Consider the following 19,117-nt stretch of genomic DNA (forward strand, 5'->3'; position numbering starts at 1 on the left):
TTGATTTGACGGAGCATATTGTCCTTCGGTACAACGATGTCATACAGTGCCGCATAAGGACTCAGAACCAAGGCTTGTTGTTGTCGAATCATCCGCTCACCCGCTTTCCATGATGCGTTAATTATAAACGAAAAAAAGGTACGGCTCCTCAACTTTCTTGAGGAGCCGTACCTTTTTTTATGAGAAGGACTTTTTCAGTGGCCTCCCTAAGAGGCGGTGCATTTTTTACGTCCCAGAAGGGATTCGAACCCCTGACCGACGGCTTAGAAGGCCGTTGCTCTATCCAGCTGAGCTACTGGGACATAGGAATTTTTCAAGCAAAAAATATATTATCACATACGCTGGAGAAATTCAATCATTATTTTAAGATGCAAAGATTTTTGGTTCTGCAAGATTATGAGAGCAGCATATCGGGTTATATTGATAAAATATACACTGGACTATATAAAGATAGTCGTCAACCGGTTGCCGGATGCGGCAAAGTACGAGGGATGTCGGCCCTTTTTTAAACTTGGCAGTACATATGCTATAATCAACGAATACGAAAAACAGGACTAGAAAGGAGGTGTCCTTATCAAGGACTCTTACTCCCAAGAACAAGAGGACAAGAACATCATCCTGTTTCCGAAGACGCTGGATTATTACCAGATTCAGCTTACGGTTATGCTCGAGAATGAACGTTACGGTGAAGCGATGGAGGTTCTGCGCTTTCTGCTGAAATGCGGCGGACAGAATGAACGGCATTATGAAGAGTGGAATTCGCTCCTCGACTGGCTTGAAGCTGCATTTCCGGAACAGGCTGTGCCCCGTTCGGTTGATTTCGAAGCAGAGCCCGAGGAGGATGATCCGGACGAAGCGGAAATGGCGAGGCAGTTGGTTAGGGACAAAGTTGCCCAGGATGCCGGATATGCCGACAAGCTGCTAGCTTCGGTCATGAACGGACCGCTGACAGAGCAGACCATTTTGGCGCTGGAACAGCTTGCTTATTTGGACCGTCCGGAGATCGACGCTATTTTGGTCGAGTGGCTGCATGATACACCGCTTCATCCCCTGCTGCAATTTAGGGTACTGCAAACGCTCCGGAGAAGAGGGATGGAAGGGCATGTAAGCCTTCATCGCGGGCAGGAAGCCGTCGAGATTGAGATCGATTCGGTTCCCCTGGATCCGGGAAGTTTCCCGGACGCCATTTCGAAAATTTTGGAGCGTGTGGCCGACCAGACTGAGATTCATGAACCGACACTGTTTTATTTTGCACAGGAATTATGGTCTCAGTTCATCATGGCGATTTACGGCACCGAAGATTATCATTCCATGCTGGATGAAGAAGAATCCACGCTTGACATATGGGCGGCTGCACTGCATGACATTGTGTCGGAGAGTCTGAAAGGGTTTCGCAATGAGGAGGAAATCCGCCCGCTCTACGGCATAACAGACACCATGAGGTTCCGCTATGAGGGAGCCTACCGATCTCTCAAGCAATTTGTCGCTGCGGGCGTGGAAGATTAGCCGGAGTTGGAAAACGTTTACGGTATCGTAGCATAAGGGTTCGCCCTTGAAAAAGAATTTAATGTTGTTTATACTATAGTGGTTATTCGGTACGTGATACATTATTGCGTCGACCACGTGAATTATTTTGGAGGGGAAAGCATAAATGAAAGCAACTTGGGAAAAAATAGAGAAGAACCTTGGCGTTCTTGACGTTGAGGTTGATGCGGAGCGCGTTGCATCCGCCCTCGACAAAGCTTTTAATAAAGTAGCTAAAAAAGCAAATGTACCTGGATTCCGTAAAGGTAAAGTACCTCGCTCGATTTTCGAAGCTCGCTTTGGCGTTGAGAGCTTGTACCAGGATGCAATCGACATCCTTCTTCCAGAAGTATACAGCGAAGCTGTAGAACAAGCGGATATCTTCCCTGTGGATCGTCCGGAAGTGGACATCGAGCAATTCGCTAAAGGCGAAACTTTCAAGTTCAAAGCAAGAGTAACGGTGAAACCAGAAGTTAAACTTGGCGAATACAAAGGTGTTGAAGTTGCTGCAGTAGCTGCTGAGGTTTCCGACGAGGAACTGAGCGAAGAGCTCGAGCGTCTGCAACAACGTCATGCTGAGCTTACTGTAATCGACGAAGGTGCTTCCCAGTCTGGCGATATCGTTGTGATTGATTTTGACGGTTCCGTTGACGGCGTTCCTTTCGAAGGTGGACAAGCTGAGCGTTATTCCCTTGAGCTTGGAAGCAACTCGTTCATTCCAGGTTTTGAAGATCAAGTCATCGGAATGGCTACTGGAGACTTCAAAGACGTGGAAGTGACATTCCCTGAAACTTACCATGCTGAAGAGTTGGCTAACAAACAAGCCATCTTCAAAGTGAAAGTTCACGAAATCAAACGCAAGCAGCTTCCTGAGCTGGATGATGAATTCGCTAAAGACGTAAGTGAATTCGATACGCTTGATGAGTACAAGGAAGATCTGAAGAAACAACTGCTGACTCGCAAAGAGCAAGAAGCACAAGGCGTTCGTGAGAACGAAGCCGTTGAAAAAGCAGCAGCTAACGCTGAAGTTGAAATTCCTGACGCTATGATTCAATCCGAAGTTCAAAACATGATGCGCGATTTCGACAACCGTCTTCGCCAGCAAGGCATGAACCTGGAAATGTTCCTTAGCTTCTCCGGCCAAACGAATGCCGATCTGGAAGGTCAAATGAAAGACGATGCTGCAAAACGCGTTCGCAACAACCTCGTGCTTGAGCAAATCGCAAAAGAAGAAAAACTCGAAGTATCTGAAGAGGAAATCAACAAAGAGCTGGAAAACATGGCTGACACATACAAACGTCCTGCTGATGAAATCCGCAGCATCCTGGGTGCTAACGGTTCCCTTGACAGCCTTCGTGAAGAACTGCTTCTTCGCAAAACCATCGACTTCTTGTTGGAAAACAGCGTAGAAGGCGCTCCTGTTGAGAAGAAAGAAGCAACTGAAGAATAATAAATAGGCGGCTGCGAAAAGCTGCCCTCACATTAGATAAGGCACGTACATTTCATGCGTGCCTTATTTTTAACTAAGAATAGCCAATTTAATACTAAATGTGACATGAATTGGTTATTAATTTCGACATACATAATGAGACAAGTTGGCAGGATATAATTCTTGGCAAGTTCATAGAATGTAAGCAGGGTTAAAAAATGACATCGTGCTGTGAACATGTTAGAATAACTTTTGTAACGTTGTAGTATATTTTTCAAGGAAAAGAGGTTGGTCGCATGAGTCTTGTACCTATGGTTGTGGAACAAACCAGTCGAGGCGAAAGATCTTACGATATCTACTCAAGATTACTGAAGGATCGCATAATATTCCTCAGCAGTGCGATCGATGACGATGTTGCCAATCTTGTCATCGCCCAGCTTCTGTTTCTAGCTGCGGAAGATCCGGAAAAAGACATCTCTTTGTACATCAATTCCCCTGGCGGTTCGGTTACAGCCGGGATGGGTATATATGATACGATGCAGTTGATCAAGCCTGATGTGTCCACGATTTGCGTTGGCATGGCCGCCAGTATGGGATCACTGTTGCTTACTGCAGGAGCGCCAGGCAAACGCTATGCTCTCGAGAACAGTGAAGTGATGATTCATCAGCCGCTCGGAGGCATTCAAGGTCAGGCATCCGATATCCAAATCCATGCAGATTGGATCATCAAGACCAGACATAAGCTGAATCAAATCTATGTGGAGCGCACGGGTCAGCCCCTTGAAAAAATCGAACGCGATACAGACCGCGATTTTTTCATGAGCGCGGAGGAAGCGAAGGCGTACGGTATTATTGATGATGTTCTGACTTCACCGATCAAATCTTAAGGGGTGGTAATAGCATGTTTAAATTTAACGATGACAAAGGGCAGCTGAAGTGCTCCTTCTGCGGTAAATCGCAGGAGCAGGTCCGCAAGCTGGTTGCGGGGCCCGGTGTTTATATATGTGACGAGTGCATTGACTTGTGTTCAGAGATCGTTGAGGAAGAACTCGGCCATGAGGAAGAAGTGGATCTGAAGGATATTCCGAAACCGCGTGATATTCGTGACATTCTGGATCAATATGTAATCGGTCAGGATCAAGCGAAGAAATCCCTTTCGGTTGCCGTTTATAACCACTATAAACGTATCAACACCCAGAGCAAGATTGAGGACGTTGAATTGCAAAAGAGTAATATTTTGCTGCTCGGACCTACAGGTTCCGGTAAAACATTGCTCGCGCAAACCATGGCCAAAATTCTCAACGTGCCGTTTGCTATTGCCGATGCAACTTCACTGACCGAAGCTGGTTACGTTGGTGAGGATGTTGAGAACATTCTGCTGAAGCTGATTCAAGCAGCGGATTATGATGTTGAAAAAGCGGAACGCGGCATTATCTATATTGATGAGATCGATAAAGTGGCTCGTAAATCGGAGAACCCGTCCATTACCCGTGACGTTTCCGGTGAAGGGGTTCAGCAGGCTCTGCTGAAAATTCTTGAAGGCACCGTTGCTTCCGTGCCTCCGCAAGGTGGACGCAAGCATCCGCATCAGGAATTCATCCAGATCGATACTACGAACATCCTGTTCATTTGCGGCGGAGCATTTGACGGATTGGAGCAGTACATTAAACGCCGGATCGGTAAAAAGGTCATCGGCTTTAATGCATCCGGAGAAAGCCAGAAGGATCTTAAGCCAGGTGAATACCTGACGATGGTTCTACCGGAAGATTTGCTCAAATTCGGTTTGATTCCGGAGTTTGTTGGTCGTCTGCCCGTTGTGTCTACCCTCGAACCGCTGGATGAGGCAACATTGGTACGTATTCTGTCCGAGCCGAAAAACGCGCTGACGAAACAGTACCAAAAGATGCTTGAATTTGACAACGTAAACCTCAAATTTGAGCCAGACGCGCTAGAAGCGATTGCCCGCGAAGCCATTAAGCGTAATACCGGTGCACGCGGACTGCGCTCCATCATTGAAGGCATCATGCTGGACGTGATGTACGAAGTGCCGTCCAGAGATGACATTAAGGATTGCGTCATTACGGAGCAGGTCGTTCGTGATAAAGTGTTTCCTGAACTACAAGCCAAAACTAACGAAGACGATAAGAAACAAGAAGAAAGCGCCTAATGTGCTCTAGCGCAGTAGACGTGGAATAAATCTACGTTGATTCTCCACTTCCAGTTATACCCAGTCGGGTTGACTGGAGTGGAGCTTTGGCGTTATATGGGAGAGATCGTACCATGTTTTTGAGACAAGACACACGGCCCGTCAAGGTGGGGAATCTCACCATTGGGGGAAAGAACGAAGTCATTATTCAAAGCATGTGCACCACCAAAACAGCAGATGTGGAGGCGACCGTTGCCGAGATACTCCGTCTGGAAGAAGCGGGATGTCAGATCGTTCGGGTAACGGTGAACAATGAGGAAGCAGCTGCGGCCATTAAGGAAATCAAGAAACGCATTCATATTCCGCTTGTGGCGGACATTCATTTTAACTACAAACTTGCCCTGATGGCGATCGAGAACGGTATCGATAAAGTCCGGATCAATCCGGGTAACATCGGTAAGCGTGAAAAGGTCGAAGCTGTCGTGAAAGCATGCAAAGAGAAGGGGATTCCGATTCGGATCGGGGTTAACGCCGGTTCCTTGGAGAATCATCTCCTTGAAAAATACGGGTACCCGACACCGGAAGCCATGGTCGAAAGCGCTTTGTATCATATCGGAATCCTGGAAGAACTGGATTTTCATGATATCATCGTTTCGCTTAAAGCGTCTGATGTACCGATGGCGATTGCAGCTTACACTAAGGCTGCAGAAGTGATTCCATACCCGCTTCACTTAGGCATTACCGAAGCAGGCACCCTGTTCTCGGGTACCGTCAAGAGTGCCGCCGGACTTGGGGCGCTGTTGTCCCTTGGAATCGGCAGCACGATGCGTATTTCCTTGAGTGCCGATCCTGTGGAAGAGATCAAGGTGGGCCGGGAACTGCTAAAATCCTTCGGTCTGATCTCGGATGCGGCAACCTTGGTATCTTGCCCGACCTGCGGACGGCTGGATATCGATTTATTCTCCATTGCCAATGAGGTAGAGGAGTACATCTCGAAGATTAAAGTCCCGATCAAGGTTTCCGTTCTGGGCTGCGCCGTAAACGGTCCCGGAGAGGCCAGAGAAGCCGACATCGGTATTGCCGGCGCTCGGGGTGAAGGTTTGCTCTTCCGTTACGGAGAGATGATCCGTAAGGTACCGGAAGAGAACATGGTTGAAGAGCTTAAGAAAGAAATCGATCATATCGTGAAGGTGTACGAGGAAACCGGCGAAATCCCGGGCCGCAAGCACAAATCCACGGTCTAAGCTAGATAACTAAGTCATTAATATATCCGCTTATATTAAAACGGCAGTCTCTGGATTGGAGAGACTGCCGTTTTGTTTGTTGTTTTCTAAGGAAGCAATAGGTCCAACGAAGTCCAAGGTCTGTTTCTCACATTTCATTGAACGTATTTTGAACTTATAAGGTATAGCAGTGTGAACCAAGACAAGTGGTCGCTTTTTAGTATAAAGTTGCAATGGTGCGTTCTGTTGTTCCAAGTATAATCGCTCCTAACTGAGCTTCTGATAAATGAAGCTCAGCCCTACCCACTCCCCACCCCCACGATTAAGAAGGATACCATGCGCCGCACCAGCGGAGCGGACGAATCGATTCCGGAGAAGCGGATGCGTTCGCCTTTGTTTCCGAATTTCTACATTGGTACTCGTCATTCATGAAATTCGGAAACAACAGCGATTGGAGGAACGATACGTACGCGGAGCGTCTCACAACGTCTCCCATCCACTTTTTGATACTTTACGACTTCGTTAATGCATCCTGATTAAATCACCCTCTTTTGCAATTTGTTCCCCCTCCCGCGTTTTACCATCCAAGGAATCGGCAATACTACCATGTATTAACGTTTGGATGAAGACATAATGGAGTACAGGAGGAATGACTTGTGAATTTAAGTATCGTGATTATGCTGGTGCAGCTGTTTTTTGCGGTCATCATCGGCATTTATTTTTGGAATTTATTGCGCGGACAGAAGACAAGCAAAACAGCGGTCGATCGGGAATCGCGCAAGGAGCTCGATAAACTCCGCAAACTCCGGTCGATATCGCTAACGAAACCGCTCGCTGAGAAAACAAGGCCGCAAACGATGGATGACATCGTGGGGCAAAAGGACGGTTTGCGCGCCTTAAAGGCAGCGCTATGCAGCGCGAACCCTCAGCATGTCATCGTTTACGGACCCCCGGGGGTCGGTAAGACCGCTGCTGCCCGCGTAGTGATGGAGGAAGCCAAGAAGAACCCGCAATCGCCGTTTAAATATGACGCGAAATTCACGGAAATCGACGCAACGACGGCCCGTTTCGATGAACGGGGAATTGCCGACCCGCTCATCGGGTCTGTTCATGATCCGATTTATCAAGGTGCCGGTGCTATGGGGGTAGCAGGCATTCCTCAGCCTAAGCCGGGTGCGGTGACCAAGGCCCATGGGGGGATCCTGTTTATTGATGAAATCGGGGAATTGCACCCCATTCAGATGAATAAGCTTTTAAAAGTGCTGGAGGACCGCAAGGTGCTGCTCGAAAGTGCATATTATAATTCGGAGGATGCCAATACACCTGCCTATATACACGATATTTTTCAAAATGGCCTTCCGGCAGACTTCCGTCTGGTGGGTGCTACGACACGTTCGCCAGAAGAGATTGCTCCTGCACTTCGCTCGCGCTGCATGGAGATTTTTTTCCGTCCGCTTTTGCCTGAAGAAATTGGGAGAATTGCAGAGGATGCCATTCAGAAAATTGGTTTGAATGCAGCGCCTGAAGCGGTGGAAGTTGTGAAGCAGTACTGCTCTAACGGGCGGGAAGCGGTCAATATGATTCAATTGGCTGCCGGTCTTGCTTTGACGGAGAAGCGAGATTCGCTGCGAGCGGCGGATGTAGAATGGGTAGCCAGCAGCAGCCAGCTTCAGCCAAGGCCCGACCGGAAAATACCGGAGAAGCCTCAGATTGGCGTAGTAAACGGATTAGCTGTTTATGGCCCGAATATGGGGGCACTGCTTGAAATTGAAGTATCTGCGGTTCCTGTCGAGGAGGGCCGGGGTACCTACAATATCACCGGGGTTGTGGATGAAGAGGAATTTGGCGGAGGCTCGCGCAAGCTGCGTCGCAAGAGCATGGCCAAAGGCTCGATCGAGAATGTACTAACCGTGCTGGGTTCGATGGGCTTTAATCATAAAAACTATGACCTGCATATCAATTTTCCCGGAGGAACACCGATTGACGGTCCTTCCGCCGGTATTGCGATGGCCACAGCGATCGTATCAGCCATCAAAGGGATTGAAGTTGATAACAAGGTCGCTATGACTGGCGAGATGAGCATTCATGGAAAAGTGAAACCGATAGGCGGGGTCATCGCTAAAGTGGAGGCGGCATTCCAGGCAGGTGCTACCCGCGTGATCATCCCTAAAGACAACTGGCAGACGCTGTTTCAGGATTTGAGCGGCGGTTTGCGGGTAATTCCGGTAGAGTCGGTGGATGAAGTATTCAGCCATATTTTTGGTGGATCGTTCGCTCCGGAGGTGGTACAGCTCCCTGCAAACGAGGTATTTCCATCCGCTTCCGCTTCATTGCTGCAGGCGACGCCTCCGCGCAACGGCAAAATAACGGACGCTGGAGGATGTTAAGCTTCGTTTGGTTGGTTTTTTATACGCAGATTTGATAAAATAGGAATAGTGTCAACATTGAGAGCCATTGGAGGTGCGAAAGCGATGGGACCCAGTAAATCCAAAGGTCGTCGTTTTCCTTTACTGCCTTTGAGAGGTCTGTTGGTCTATCCAAGCATGGTGCTTCACTTGGATGTAGGCCGGGAGAAATCGGTAAAGGCTTTAGAAAAGGCGATGGTTGAAGACAATTTGATTCTCCTATGTTCTCAATCGGAAGTGAACATTGAAGAACCGACGCAGGATGATATTTTTCGAATTGGCACAGTTGCGAATGTACGCCAGATGCTTAAGCTTCCTAACGGTACCATACGTGTGCTAGTGGAGGGTATGGAACGTGCGGAAGTTATTGAATATACGGATCAAGAGGAATACTATGAGGTCATCGCTCGGGAGCTTCCCGAAGAAGAGAATCATGACCCTGAAGTTTCCGCATTAATGCGAACCGTACTGTCTCAGTTTGAGAATTATATCAATCTGTCGAAGAAGGTGACACCAGAGACACTGGCGGCTGTTTCCGATATTGATGAGCCGGGCCGACTGGCAGACGTCATTACGAGTCATTTGTCACTGAAGATCAAGGATAAGCAAGAAATTCTCGAAACAATTGATGTTCGCAAACGCCTCGAGAAACTTCTAGATATACTGAATAACGAGCGTGAAGTGCTGGAGCTGGAGCGCAAGATCAACCAGCGGGTCAAGAAGCAAATGGAGAAGACCCAGAAGGAATACTATTTGCGCGAACAGATGAAGGCCATCCAGAAAGAGCTGGGCGACAAGGAAGGCCGTGCAGGAGAGGTAGAGGAACTTCGAAGTCAGCTTCAGGAGCTTGAGCTGCCGGAGCGCGTACATGAGAAGGTAGAGAAGGAAATCGACCGACTCGAGAAAATGCCGGCAAGCTCTGCTGAGGGTGGCGTGATTCGGAACTACGTCGATTGGCTATTGGCGCTGCCGTGGACGAACAAGACCCAGGATGATCTGGACATCGTCAAAGCGGAGCAAGTGCTGGATGAGGATCATTACGGTCTCGAGAAGCCGAAGGAACGCGTGTTGGAATATCTGGCGGTCCAAAAGCTGGTGAAGAAGATGAAGGGGCCTATTCTATGTCTGGTTGGTCCTCCAGGGGTCGGTAAAACATCGCTGGCCCGGTCTATTGCCCGATCTTTGGAACGCAAGTTCGTTCGTGTTTCATTAGGCGGAGTAAGAGACGAGGCGGAAATCCGCGGTCACCGGCGCACTTATGTTGGGGCTATGCCGGGACGTATCATTCAAGGCATGAAAACAGCGGGTTCGATGAATCCTGTGTTCCTGCTGGATGAAATCGATAAGATGGCCTCCGACTTCCGTGGCGACCCGTCTTCCGCACTGCTTGAGGTACTTGACCCTGAGCAAAACAATACGTTCAGCGATCATTTCGTGGAAGTTCCTTTTGATTTGTCTAACGTCATGTTTGTAACGACGGCGAATGTGCTTCACAACATCCCAAGACCGCTCCTGGACCGGATGGAAGTGCTGTACATTCCAGGCTATACGGAGCTGGAGAAATTGCAGATTGCCAATCGTTATTTGCTGCCCAAGCAGAAGAGTGAGCATGGGCTTGCGCCGGAGCAGTTGATTCTGGACGAGGAAGCGCTCATGAAGGTGATCCGGGAATATACCCGTGAATCCGGGGTGCGGAATCTGGAGCAGCAAGTGGCTGCGCTATGCCGCAAAGCCGCCAAACAAATCGTGACCAATCAATCGGAATCTATTGAGATTAAGGCTGACGATATTAAGGAATATCTCGGTATTCCGAAGTTTCGCTATGGCATGGCCGAGCTTGAAGATCAAGTAGGCACGGTAACAGGGCTTGCGTGGACGGAAGTGGGCGGCGAGACGCTGACCATTGAGGTTACCGTGGTGCCTGGTACCGGCAAGCTGACCTTGACGGGTAAACTGGGTGATGTGATGAAGGAATCGGCTCAAGCCGCCTTCAGTTTTACCCGCTCGAAGGCGGTAGAACTGGGCATTGATCCGGATTTCCACGAGAAGCTGGATGTCCATATCCATATCCCGGAGGGAGCCATTCCGAAGGACGGCCCTTCAGCCGGCATTACGATTGCGACGGCTCTTATCTCATCTTTAACCAAACGGCATGTAGCCCGTGATGTGGCCATGACGGGGGAGATTACACTTCGGGGACGTGTTCTTCCGATTGGTGGCTTGAAAGAGAAATCCCTGGCAGCCCACCGTGCCGGCTACAAAAAAATATTACTCCCTAAGGATAACGAACGTGACTTGCGTGATATACCTGACAGCGTGAAGAACGACATTGAGTTCGTTCCGGTATCCCATATGGATCAGGTTCTGGAGCATGCGCTCGTTGAACAAGCGGGAGTGCACTAGAGAGGAAAGTCTAATTATGAAAGTTACGAAAGCCGAGTTTGTCATCAGTGCTGTCGTACCTGCTCAATATCCTGAAGACGCCTTGCCGGAAATTGCTCTGGCAGGGCGTTCCAATGTGGGCAAGTCATCACTGATTAACCGTATGATATCCCGTAAGAACCTGGCCCGAACCAGTGCAACACCGGGGAAAACCCAGCAGCTCAACTATTATCGGGTGAACGACGACCTGTATCTGGTCGATTTTCCCGGCTATGGTTATGCGAAGGTATCCAAGACCCAGCGTGCGGCATTTGGCGAAATGATTGAGAGATATTTGCTCAGCCGGGAAGAACTGAAGCTTGTATTACTGATTGTGGACATGCGTCACCCGCCCTCAAAAGATGACATCAGCATGTATGAATGGCTGCAGCATTATAACCGGCCGGTATGCGTGGTTGCGACCAAGGCGGACAAAATTCCGAAAACGCGCCGTGAGAAGCATGTAAAGATCGTGAAGGAAACACTAGGCTTCAAACCCTATCACTCTTTTGTCATGTTTTCATCCGAGCTCGGTCTGGGTAAAGATGAGTTATGGGCCATCATGGAGTCCCATATGGGGACTAAGGATGAAGAGGAAGAGCCATTTCTGGATTCGGAAACGGAAGGCAATGAGCAAGCATGATCCGATTAATTTCGTGATATTTTTTTCAAGGCTAAGATAGGGAATCGGTGAATTCTTTACAGGAAAGTGAGCATCTTGCGGGAAATATCGCTCTGATTCCGGCTAATTCCGTTTTTTTATGAAATATGATGGATATTCTCAATCGAAAGACAGGAAAGACCGCTTGGATTTGCTGTATAATGGTAGTAAGTTAAAAGAATTGAGGGAGATTTTTATGGCTCAGCGGTTAGCCACAGAATATGTTAATGCCACAATGCAAATGACGGATATTCAAATGGATCAATTTCTGCAGTATACCCAAGCTTTCCGGGTTACTAACCGGGTAAAAGTCATGGATAGCGGAGAGCAGGAGTTCGTGCTCGAAGATGAAAGCGGGGAAGAAGTTCATTTGCCCTTTGAACGCAAGAATGGCTTGTACGTCTGTGAGCTGTCGTGCCGATTGGTTACTCCCCATCTGACAAATGCCGTACGCAAACTGTTTGCGGCTTTTAAGGGATCAGGTAAAGTGAATCGGATTTATCGCGGCTTTACGATGAGCTACGACTACCACGCGGGAACGGTGCACAGAATTACGCAAGTCACCGGGAACGACAGCATTGTCATTTATGAGTACAAGAATACGGCAGGAGAGCTGCAGCGACTCTTCAACAGCAATGAAGCAGAGAAAGAGATCGAATCCATCCAGCATCATATTAACGTGCTTCTGGACCAACGGATTGCAGCTGGGAATGATAATCTTATTACGAAGACCATAGATGAGCGGCTGCGACGGTTTAATCAACGCCTATTCGTGCTAGAGGCCTAAGGAGGCTGCCCTGTAACAGGGCGCCTTTTTTATTCATGGATACATGACACCAAGTGGTTCATTCGCACATATATTGAGCTGTAAAATATTTATGGGTTATTTTCGAAAAAGGTGTTGCATTTAAGCGTCATAGATGTTATTTTTAATCTCGTTGAAAAGAATATAGGAACCAGGATTCACTCAGGACATGTAATGTTGCGAGAGATTATTCCCTCGGGAAGTGAATGACGTAGGTCCTAGCGGATGAAATTTCCAAACATTTTATTCCTAGGAAGGGGGAAACCGGAAGATGGAATACTCAACTTTCGGAAGACACGTTGCTGTTGATACTTGGGGAGTCGATTTTGAACTATTGAACAGTGCAGAATTTTTACAAGCTCAGATGGTGGAAGCCGCTGAAGCATGTGGAGCAACAGTAATGTCCGTCCAATCCAAGCAGTTTGAACCACAAGGCGCGACTGTGCTGGTGTTGCTGTCGGAAAGCCATCTCTCGATTCACACATACCCTGAGAGAGGTTTTGCTGCGATTGACTGTTATACCTGCGGGGAGACAGTAGATCCGCAATTGGCTATTGACTATCTGGTATCCGCTTTGAAACCTGAAAAATGCTATGCTAAGAAACTCGTGCGCGGTCTCGGCGAAATGACCGTAGAAACGCCTGAGATGAACCAGGCTGAACTCGTTTAATCCAGCCTTCTAAAAAAATGCCTATACTGATAACCATGGAGGTTTCCATGGTTATTTATTTTGGGGATATGAGAAGTACGGCCGATTTCCAGTCCGTCGTTCTCTGAAATGAGATTTCGTAGAAAATAACACGTATATCTAAGGTGTTCTATATCCACAATAGTAAGGTACGATCTACAGGAGAAATCTTCATGAATGCAATGAAGAAGTATGGGGATTTCATAAACATTTCATAAAATAGACAAGGGTGCTCAATATACTGTGATATAATGAACAGGGTCAAGACAGTCCGTTGTGAACGGCAAAACTACTCGGAGAAATAGGCAGGTGAACATGCAATGCACATCGTCGTTGTTGGGTTGAACTATCGCACAGCGCCCGTGGAAGTCAGAGAACGTTTTACATTCTCGGAAGAAGACATGCCGAAGGCGTTAGAGCAGCTAAATTCGACCAAGAGCGTATTGGAGGGCGTCATTGTCGCTACCTGCAACCGTACTGAGATTTATGTTGTGGTAGACCGCCTTCATATGTGCGGCTACTTTATCCGCAGTTTTATGGAACAGTGGTTCGGTATTAATCGTGAAGAATTTACACAGCACCTCTATATATATGAAGACGAACAAGCGATTTCCCATCTGTTTAAGGTTACCTGCGGCTTGGATTCCATGGTCATTGGAGAGACGCAGATCCTGGGACAGGTGCGCAATGCTTTTTTGACGTCGCAGCAGCAGAATGCCACCGGTACTTGGTTTAATATGTTGTTTAAGCAAGCTGTTACGCTCGGCAAGCGGGCTCATTCCGAGACATCGATCGGAGAGAGTGCTGTTTCTGTCAGCTATGCTGCGGTGGAACTGGGTAAACGGATATTCGGTACGTTTAACGACAAAAAAGTAATGATTCTCGGCGCAGGCAAGATGAGCGAACTTACCGTGAAGCATCTTTATGCCAACGGTGCTGCGGAAGTCATTGTAGCCAACCGTACGCTTGGCCGTGCGGAGGAACTTGCACGCAAGTTCCAAGGGACACCGTGCACCATAGCCGAGGCCAAGAATTTGCTGCATGAAGTCGATATTATTATTAGCTCTACAGGCTCGAATGAATATGTTCTGAATGCGGAGCGGGTTAAAGAGAGCATGAAGAAACGTCAGGCCCGCCCGTTGTTCATGATTGATATTGCTGTGCCACGGGACATCGATCCGGCGATTGGGGAACTTTCCAATGTGTTCTTGTACGATATTGATGATCTGGAAGGCATTGTAGAGACCAATATGGAAATGCGCCGGGTGGAAGCAGCGAAGATTGAAGTGATGATTCAAGAGGAGATGGATGCATTCCACACATGGCTGAAGACGCTCGGTGTCAGACCGGCGATTCGGGCCTTGCAGGAGAAGTCGAATGCCATTCATGAAGAAACAATGGAAAGCTTGTTCAACAAGCTTCCAGAACTGGATGAACGCCAGCGAAAAGTCATCCGTCGTTTGACCAAGAGCATCGTTAACCAGATGATGCATGATCCCATTAACCGGATTAAGGAAATGACGGGCGGCAAGCAGGGCGGGGAAGCACTGGATTATTTTTCACAAATCTTTGCGCTGGAAAGCTTGATCCATGAGAATGAGCAGGAAGCCCGCAGCCGCAACAAGAAAGCAACTGCACCCGTTAAAGCTGAACGGACGAAGAATGCTGTAGATCAGCAGGCAGAAGAGAAACCACTTAAGGTGTCTCTGGCCCCAGCCACCCTTTGAGGAGGGTGAGTACAAACCCATGCTGTTAAACTTAATTTATATCACCGGCATTTGTATCTATGCCCTGAGCCTTCTGTTTTATATCTCGGATTGCGTTTCACGCAATTCGGTGGCGAAGCGGATAGGCACAGGGCTTCTTGTTATTACTGCACTATTACAATTCACCGGAATTAGCATCAGAGCGATGGAAGGCGGACATTTCCATTTCCCGGTATTTACGTTGTTTGATTTCCTGTTCCTGCTGGCGTTCTGCATATCGATTACTTCGATTGCCCTGGCGTATATGAAGCGGTCGGAGTTTGCCGTTCTGTTAATGAACCTCGTCGGGTTTAGCGTCATGCTGGTCAATCGTATATGGTTCACGGCGGGAGACAATGCATTGTACAGCTGGGAGACGGAACATCGTCTCTTGCTTATTCATATTGCCCTGGCGAGTGTCAGCTTCGCCGCTTTGACCGTCGGGGCTGTGTTTGCGGCGATCTATATGTTCCTTCACCGGAAACTGAAGCACAAGCAATGGAATGATACGATCCGCAGGCTGCCAAGTCTGGAGAAGCTTGATGTTTATTCTTATAAAGCGCTGATGGCTGGAACGATTATTCTGGTCATGTCGCTCATCTTGGCCGTGATGTCGGTGGCCATGGCTGGGCGATGGACCTTGTTATTGGATATCAAAGTCCTGTCTACATTAACGGCTCTTGCGATGTATTTGGTTTATTTCATCAAACGTCGCCTGTGGAGAAGATCAGGCAGGGAAGCAGCCATATGGGCCTTAATCGGGTATGGATTCATTATTTTGAATTTCTTTCTCAATACGTGGTCCGCTTTCCATAGTTGGTCAGGAGTGTGATGGCTGATGGCATATGATGATCATTATGTGCCCGTCCTGCTGAATTGCAGGGGACGACTATGCTTGATTGTCGGCGGCGGCAAGGTGGCGGAACGTAAAGCCGACACCCTGCTGAATGCCGGGGCAAGCGTACATATTGTAAGTCCCATATTACGAAGCGAGAAATTGCAACGTTTGGCCAATGAGAAGGCTCTTCGATGGACAAAGCGGAAGTATCAATCAGACGATCTGACAGGCGCGTTCATGGTTCATGCGGCAACGGACGACAGCAAGCTGAACCTGAAGATAGCGGAGGACGCGGATCGTCTTGGCGTGTTGGTTAACGTAGCCAGCAGCGGCGAGGCCGGGACGTTTATCAACCCGACGGTGCTGCGGCGAGGGAGGCTTACACTGGCTGTATCAACATCAGGAGCAGGGCCGATGGCCGCACGCGGTATACGCGACGAGCTCGAAGAACAGTTCGGGCCTGAGTATGAGGATTATTTGGATTTTTTATATAGGATGCGTTCGATAATCAGGGAAGAGGTGGAGTCCGCTGATGCACGCAGGCGGCTGTTTCACAAGGCATACCGCATGGATATGCTCGGAGAGATTCGCCGCGAAGGTTATGTGCCCTGGAGTGAGGACAAAATCAAGCAGTGGATTGCGAATAATCAGGAGGAATGAAAGATGCGCACAATCGTAGTTGGCAGTAGACAAAGTGCTCTCGCACTGACACAGACAGGACAGGTTATCGATGATTTAAATCGTTTAGCCAAGGAGCATGGTCTGGAATATGACTTCACCGTCAAGAAAATCGTCACCAAGGGCGACCGCATACTGGATGTTACCCTCTCCAAGGTAGGCGGCAAAGGATTGTTTGTCAAAGAAATCGAGCAGGCGATGATCGACGGTGAGATTGATATGGCGGTTCATAGCATGAAGGACATGCCCTCGGTTTTGCCCGAAGGTTTGGTGTCCGGCGCGGTGCCGGCAAGAAAGGATCCTCGTGATTGCCTGATCTCCAAAGAAGGGACAACGCTGGATGACCTTCCTACAGGTGCCAAGGTAGGGACAAGCAGTCTGCGCCGGTCCAGCCAGCTCAAGGCCTATCGGCCGGATCTGCAGATCGAATGGATTCGAGGGAATATCGATTCTCGCATTCGCAAAATGGAGGATGGTGAATTTCAGGCCATCATTCTGGCAACCGCCGGTCTTCAGCGCATGGGCTGGGAGGACCGGATCACATCGTACTTGTCGGTTGAAATTAGCCTGCCTGCCGTCGGCCAGGGCGCACTCGGCATTGAATGCCGCGAAAACGATGCTGAGCTGCTGCATTTGCTCTCACTTTACAATGATGAGGTCACTGCACGAACCGTTGCGGCTGAACGCAAGTTTCTGAGCGAGCTGAACGGAGGATGCCAGGTGCCTATCGGGGCTTACGCCGTCTTGAAGAATGTGGGTGCCGAAGATTCCCGCGTAGAACAAAACGTTATACAATTAACAGGAATGGTTGGCTCTCCAGACGGCGAAATTGTATTGAAGGAAAGCGCCGAAGGAACCGACCCTGAATCGCTCGGAGTGGAAGTGGCTGCAAAGCTGAAAGCTAAAGGAGCGGAGAAGATACTGGCACAAGTTAGGGGTTGAGGGGATGGCAGGCAAGGTTTATCTCGTGGGAGCAGGACCGGGCGATGCACGCCTGATTACGATTAAAGGCAAGGAATGCATTGAGAAAGCGGATGTCGTGGTGTATGACCGATTAGCCAGTCCTCGGCTGCTGCGGTGGATGAAGCCCGGAGCGGAGAAGGTCTATGTAGGCAAGCTCCCCGATCGGCATACGATGAAGCAGGAGCAGATCAATCAGCTGCTGGTTGATTATGCTTTGGAAGGCAAAACGGTTGTCCGTTTAAAGGGCGGCGATCCAACCATCTTCGGTAGAGTAGGCGAAGAGGCGGAACTGTTATACCGTCATGGCATCTTGTACGAGATTGTACCGGGGATCACCTCAGCGATCAGCGTTCCGGCTTATGCCGGGATTCCGGTGACGCATCGTGACCATGCTTCATCTTTATCTATCATTACCGGGCATGAAAGTCCCGAAAAGCTGGATCGGATGATTCAATGGGATAAGGTGACCAATGCAACGGGGACTTTAATTTTTATGATGGGTGTGGCCAAGATTGGCTATATCAGTCGTCAGCTGATCAAGCATGGCAGACCGCCAGAAACCCCGGTGGCTCTTATTAGATGGGGAACCCGAGCGGAGCAGGATACGTTGACGGGAACGCTGGCGGACATCGAGGACAGAGTCAAGGCAGCGGATTTTCAGCCGCCTGCGGTCATCGTTGTTGGAGAGGTGGTGCTTCAGCGGGAGCACCTGAAGTGGGCGGAACGCCTACCCCTGTTCGGTAAAAGAATTCTGGTCACGAGGGCCCGAAGCCAGGCCAGTGCATTGGTATCCCAAATCGAAGAGCTGGGCGGAGAGCCTTATGAATTTCCCGTCATCGAAATCGTCATGCCTTCGAAGGACGAAGTGCTTGCCGGAGTTCAACAAGCACTGGACAAGCTGAGTACGTATGACTGGGTATTCTTCACCAGCGTGAACGGAGTCGAATTCTTTTTCCGCCACTTGAAGGAGAATGGACGCGATATTCGTTCCTTAGCCTCTGCCCGCATTGTCGCGGTTGGCCCAGGAACAGCCCGTGCTCTTGGTAATTACGGTATAGCCGCTGAAGTCATTAAGGAGCGGTACCAGGCGGAAGGCCTTATCGATGCTTACGGTTCAGAGCTCAAGCCTGGTCAGCGCGTGCTGCTGCCTCGCGGAGATTTGGCACGCAAGTGGCTGCCGGAGAAGCTGACGGAAATGGGACTGCTCGTGACGGAAGCCGTGATCTATGAGAACGTGCTATGCGGTGAAGATGATGATGAGCTGCTGAAGCTGCTTCATGATGGCGGCATTCACGCGGTTACGTTTACCAGTTCCTCTACCGTTACCAATCTGCTGAAAGTGCTGAATGGGATGGGCGTGGCCGATCCTGCTGAACTGTTAAAAGGATCGACGATTGCTTGCATCGGACCTTTGACCGCCCAGACGGCAGAGGAAGCCGGTCTGCACGTATCCCTCCTCGCCGAGGAAGCGACGATCGACAGTCTGGTGAAGTCCTTGTGCATTTGGAATGAGAACGATCCACGTCGCGTTGCGCCATAATATCCTTATCATTTAAATACATGATCAAAAATTACATCATCTGGAGGTATA

Annotated in this window: 17 protein-coding genes and 1 tRNA gene; 15 read left to right on the forward strand and 3 right to left on the reverse strand. The window is 49.0% G+C overall.

The features are described 5' to 3' along the window. Nucleotides 1-228: 228 nt before the first annotated feature. Nucleotides 229-302 (reverse strand) — tRNA-Arg (locus J7E85_RS03950). Between the two features lie 361 nt (nt 303-663). Between J7E85_RS03950 and J7E85_RS03955 the strand changes: the two genes are divergently transcribed. From J7E85_RS03955 to ispG, 5 genes are all read left to right on the forward strand, one after another. After that, entirely contained in the window at nt 664-1,506 is an 843-nt protein-coding gene (locus J7E85_RS03955) for a hypothetical protein (protein ID WP_215155229.1), read from the forward strand. A 145-nt stretch (nt 1,507-1,651) separates the two neighbouring features. Next, a complete protein-coding gene (gene tig, locus J7E85_RS03960) occupies nt 1,652-2,974 on the forward strand; it encodes a trigger factor (RefSeq protein WP_215155237.1) in 1,323 nt (440 codons plus the stop codon). Nucleotides 2,975-3,249: 275 nt separating this feature from the next. After that, nucleotides 3,250-3,840: an ATP-dependent Clp endopeptidase proteolytic subunit ClpP gene (gene clpP, locus J7E85_RS03965; protein ID WP_215155239.1), complete on the forward strand. Its 591-nt coding sequence runs from the start codon at nt 3,250-3,252 to the stop codon at nt 3,838-3,840. 14 nt (nt 3,841-3,854) lie between these two features. Further along, a complete protein-coding gene (gene clpX, locus J7E85_RS03970) occupies nt 3,855-5,120 on the forward strand; it encodes an ATP-dependent protease ATP-binding subunit ClpX (RefSeq protein ID WP_215155241.1) in 1,266 nt (421 codons plus the stop codon). A gap of 113 nt (nt 5,121-5,233) precedes the next feature. Further along, nucleotides 5,234-6,343, forward strand: a complete 1,110-nt coding sequence (gene ispG, locus J7E85_RS03975; RefSeq protein WP_215155243.1) for a flavodoxin-dependent (E)-4-hydroxy-3-methylbut-2-enyl-diphosphate synthase — start codon at nt 5,234-5,236, stop codon at nt 6,341-6,343. 30 nt (nt 6,344-6,373) lie between these two features. On the opposite strand, the gene J7E85_RS03980 is transcribed toward ispG, so the two are convergent. Beyond that, nucleotides 6,374-6,577 (reverse strand): hypothetical protein, encoded by a 204-nt coding sequence (locus J7E85_RS03980; RefSeq protein WP_076323109.1) that lies wholly within the window; start codon nt 6,575-6,577, stop codon nt 6,374-6,376. A gap of 67 nt (nt 6,578-6,644) precedes the next feature. Beyond that, nucleotides 6,645-6,806 (reverse strand): hypothetical protein, encoded by a 162-nt coding sequence (locus J7E85_RS03985; protein ID WP_215155245.1) that lies wholly within the window; start codon nt 6,804-6,806, stop codon nt 6,645-6,647. 193 nt (nt 6,807-6,999) lie between these two features. On the opposite strand from J7E85_RS03985, the gene lonB reads away from it, so the two are divergent. From lonB to cobA, 10 genes are all read left to right on the forward strand, one after another. Next, nucleotides 7,000-8,709: an ATP-dependent protease LonB gene (gene lonB / locus J7E85_RS03990; protein WP_251035457.1), complete on the forward strand. Its 1,710-nt coding sequence runs from the start codon at nt 7,000-7,002 to the stop codon at nt 8,707-8,709. A gap of 84 nt (nt 8,710-8,793) precedes the next feature. Beyond that, nucleotides 8,794-11,130 (forward strand): endopeptidase La, encoded by a 2,337-nt coding sequence (gene lon, locus J7E85_RS03995; RefSeq protein ID WP_215155249.1) that lies wholly within the window; start codon nt 8,794-8,796, stop codon nt 11,128-11,130. 16 nt (nt 11,131-11,146) lie between these two features. Then, nucleotides 11,147-11,791 carry a ribosome biogenesis GTP-binding protein YihA/YsxC gene (gene yihA, locus J7E85_RS04000; RefSeq protein WP_215155251.1) on the forward strand — a complete coding sequence of 215 codons (645 nt, stop codon included), beginning with the start codon at nt 11,147-11,149 and terminating at the stop codon, nt 11,789-11,791. Between the two features lie 214 nt (nt 11,792-12,005). Then, complete coding sequence (locus J7E85_RS04005) at nt 12,006-12,596, forward strand: non-ribosomal peptide synthetase module (protein WP_076323113.1); 591 nt, start codon at nt 12,006-12,008, stop codon at nt 12,594-12,596. Between the two features lie 289 nt (nt 12,597-12,885). Continuing rightward, nucleotides 12,886-13,284 (forward strand): adenosylmethionine decarboxylase, encoded by a 399-nt coding sequence (gene speD, locus J7E85_RS04010; protein ID WP_076323114.1) that lies wholly within the window; start codon nt 12,886-12,888, stop codon nt 13,282-13,284. A gap of 338 nt (nt 13,285-13,622) precedes the next feature. Beyond that, nucleotides 13,623-15,029: a glutamyl-tRNA reductase gene (hemA, locus tag J7E85_RS04015; RefSeq protein ID WP_215155253.1), complete on the forward strand. Its 1,407-nt coding sequence runs from the start codon at nt 13,623-13,625 to the stop codon at nt 15,027-15,029. Between the two features lie 19 nt (nt 15,030-15,048). Then, nucleotides 15,049-15,879 (forward strand): cytochrome c biogenesis protein CcsA, encoded by an 831-nt coding sequence (gene ccsA / locus J7E85_RS04020; RefSeq protein WP_215155262.1) that lies wholly within the window; start codon nt 15,049-15,051, stop codon nt 15,877-15,879. Between the two features lie 6 nt (nt 15,880-15,885). Continuing rightward, complete coding sequence (locus J7E85_RS04025) at nt 15,886-16,545, forward strand: precorrin-2 dehydrogenase/sirohydrochlorin ferrochelatase family protein (RefSeq protein WP_215155264.1); 660 nt, start codon at nt 15,886-15,888, stop codon at nt 16,543-16,545. Nucleotides 16,546-16,548: 3 nt separating this feature from the next. Continuing rightward, nucleotides 16,549-17,505 (forward strand): hydroxymethylbilane synthase, encoded by a 957-nt coding sequence (hemC, locus tag J7E85_RS04030; protein ID WP_215155266.1) that lies wholly within the window; start codon nt 16,549-16,551, stop codon nt 17,503-17,505. Nucleotides 17,506-17,509: 4 nt separating this feature from the next. Next, the gene (gene cobA, locus J7E85_RS04035; RefSeq protein ID WP_215155268.1) at nt 17,510-19,066 is read left to right on the forward strand and encodes a uroporphyrinogen-III C-methyltransferase; all 1,557 of its coding nucleotides are present in this window, start codon (nt 17,510-17,512) and stop codon (nt 19,064-19,066) included. Nucleotides 19,067-19,117: the final 51 nt, after the last annotated feature.

This window comes from Paenibacillus sp. ISL-20, assembly GCF_018613005.1.
Lineage (GTDB): Bacteria > Bacillota > Bacilli > Paenibacillales > Paenibacillaceae > Paenibacillus_AQ.

Coding starts and splice junctions, on each gene's coding strand:
- J7E85_RS03955 (WP_215155229.1), top strand. CDS start 664: ATGCTCGAGAATGAACGTTACGGTGAAGCGATGGAGGTTCTGCGCTTT.
- tig (WP_215155237.1), top strand. CDS start 1,652: ATGAAAGCAACTTGGGAAAAAATAGAGAAGAACCTTGGCGTTCTTGAC.
- clpP (WP_215155239.1), top strand. CDS start 3,250: ATGAGTCTTGTACCTATGGTTGTGGAACAAACCAGTCGAGGCGAAAGA.
- clpX (WP_215155241.1), top strand. CDS start 3,855: ATGTTTAAATTTAACGATGACAAAGGGCAGCTGAAGTGCTCCTTCTGC.
- ispG (WP_215155243.1), top strand. CDS start 5,234: ATGTTTTTGAGACAAGACACACGGCCCGTCAAGGTGGGGAATCTCACC.
- lonB (WP_251035457.1), top strand. CDS start 7,000: ATGCTGGTGCAGCTGTTTTTTGCGGTCATCATCGGCATTTATTTTTGG.
- lon (WP_215155249.1), top strand. CDS start 8,794: ATGGGACCCAGTAAATCCAAAGGTCGTCGTTTTCCTTTACTGCCTTTG.
- yihA (WP_215155251.1), top strand. CDS start 11,147: ATGAAAGTTACGAAAGCCGAGTTTGTCATCAGTGCTGTCGTACCTGCT.
- J7E85_RS04005 (WP_076323113.1), top strand. CDS start 12,006: ATGGCTCAGCGGTTAGCCACAGAATATGTTAATGCCACAATGCAAATG.
- speD (WP_076323114.1), top strand. CDS start 12,886: ATGGAATACTCAACTTTCGGAAGACACGTTGCTGTTGATACTTGGGGA.
- hemA (WP_215155253.1), top strand. CDS start 13,623: ATGCACATCGTCGTTGTTGGGTTGAACTATCGCACAGCGCCCGTGGAA.
- ccsA (WP_215155262.1), top strand. CDS start 15,049: ATGCTGTTAAACTTAATTTATATCACCGGCATTTGTATCTATGCCCTG.
- J7E85_RS04025 (WP_215155264.1), top strand. CDS start 15,886: ATGGCATATGATGATCATTATGTGCCCGTCCTGCTGAATTGCAGGGGA.
- hemC (WP_215155266.1), top strand. CDS start 16,549: ATGCGCACAATCGTAGTTGGCAGTAGACAAAGTGCTCTCGCACTGACA.
- cobA (WP_215155268.1), top strand. CDS start 17,510: ATGGCAGGCAAGGTTTATCTCGTGGGAGCAGGACCGGGCGATGCACGC.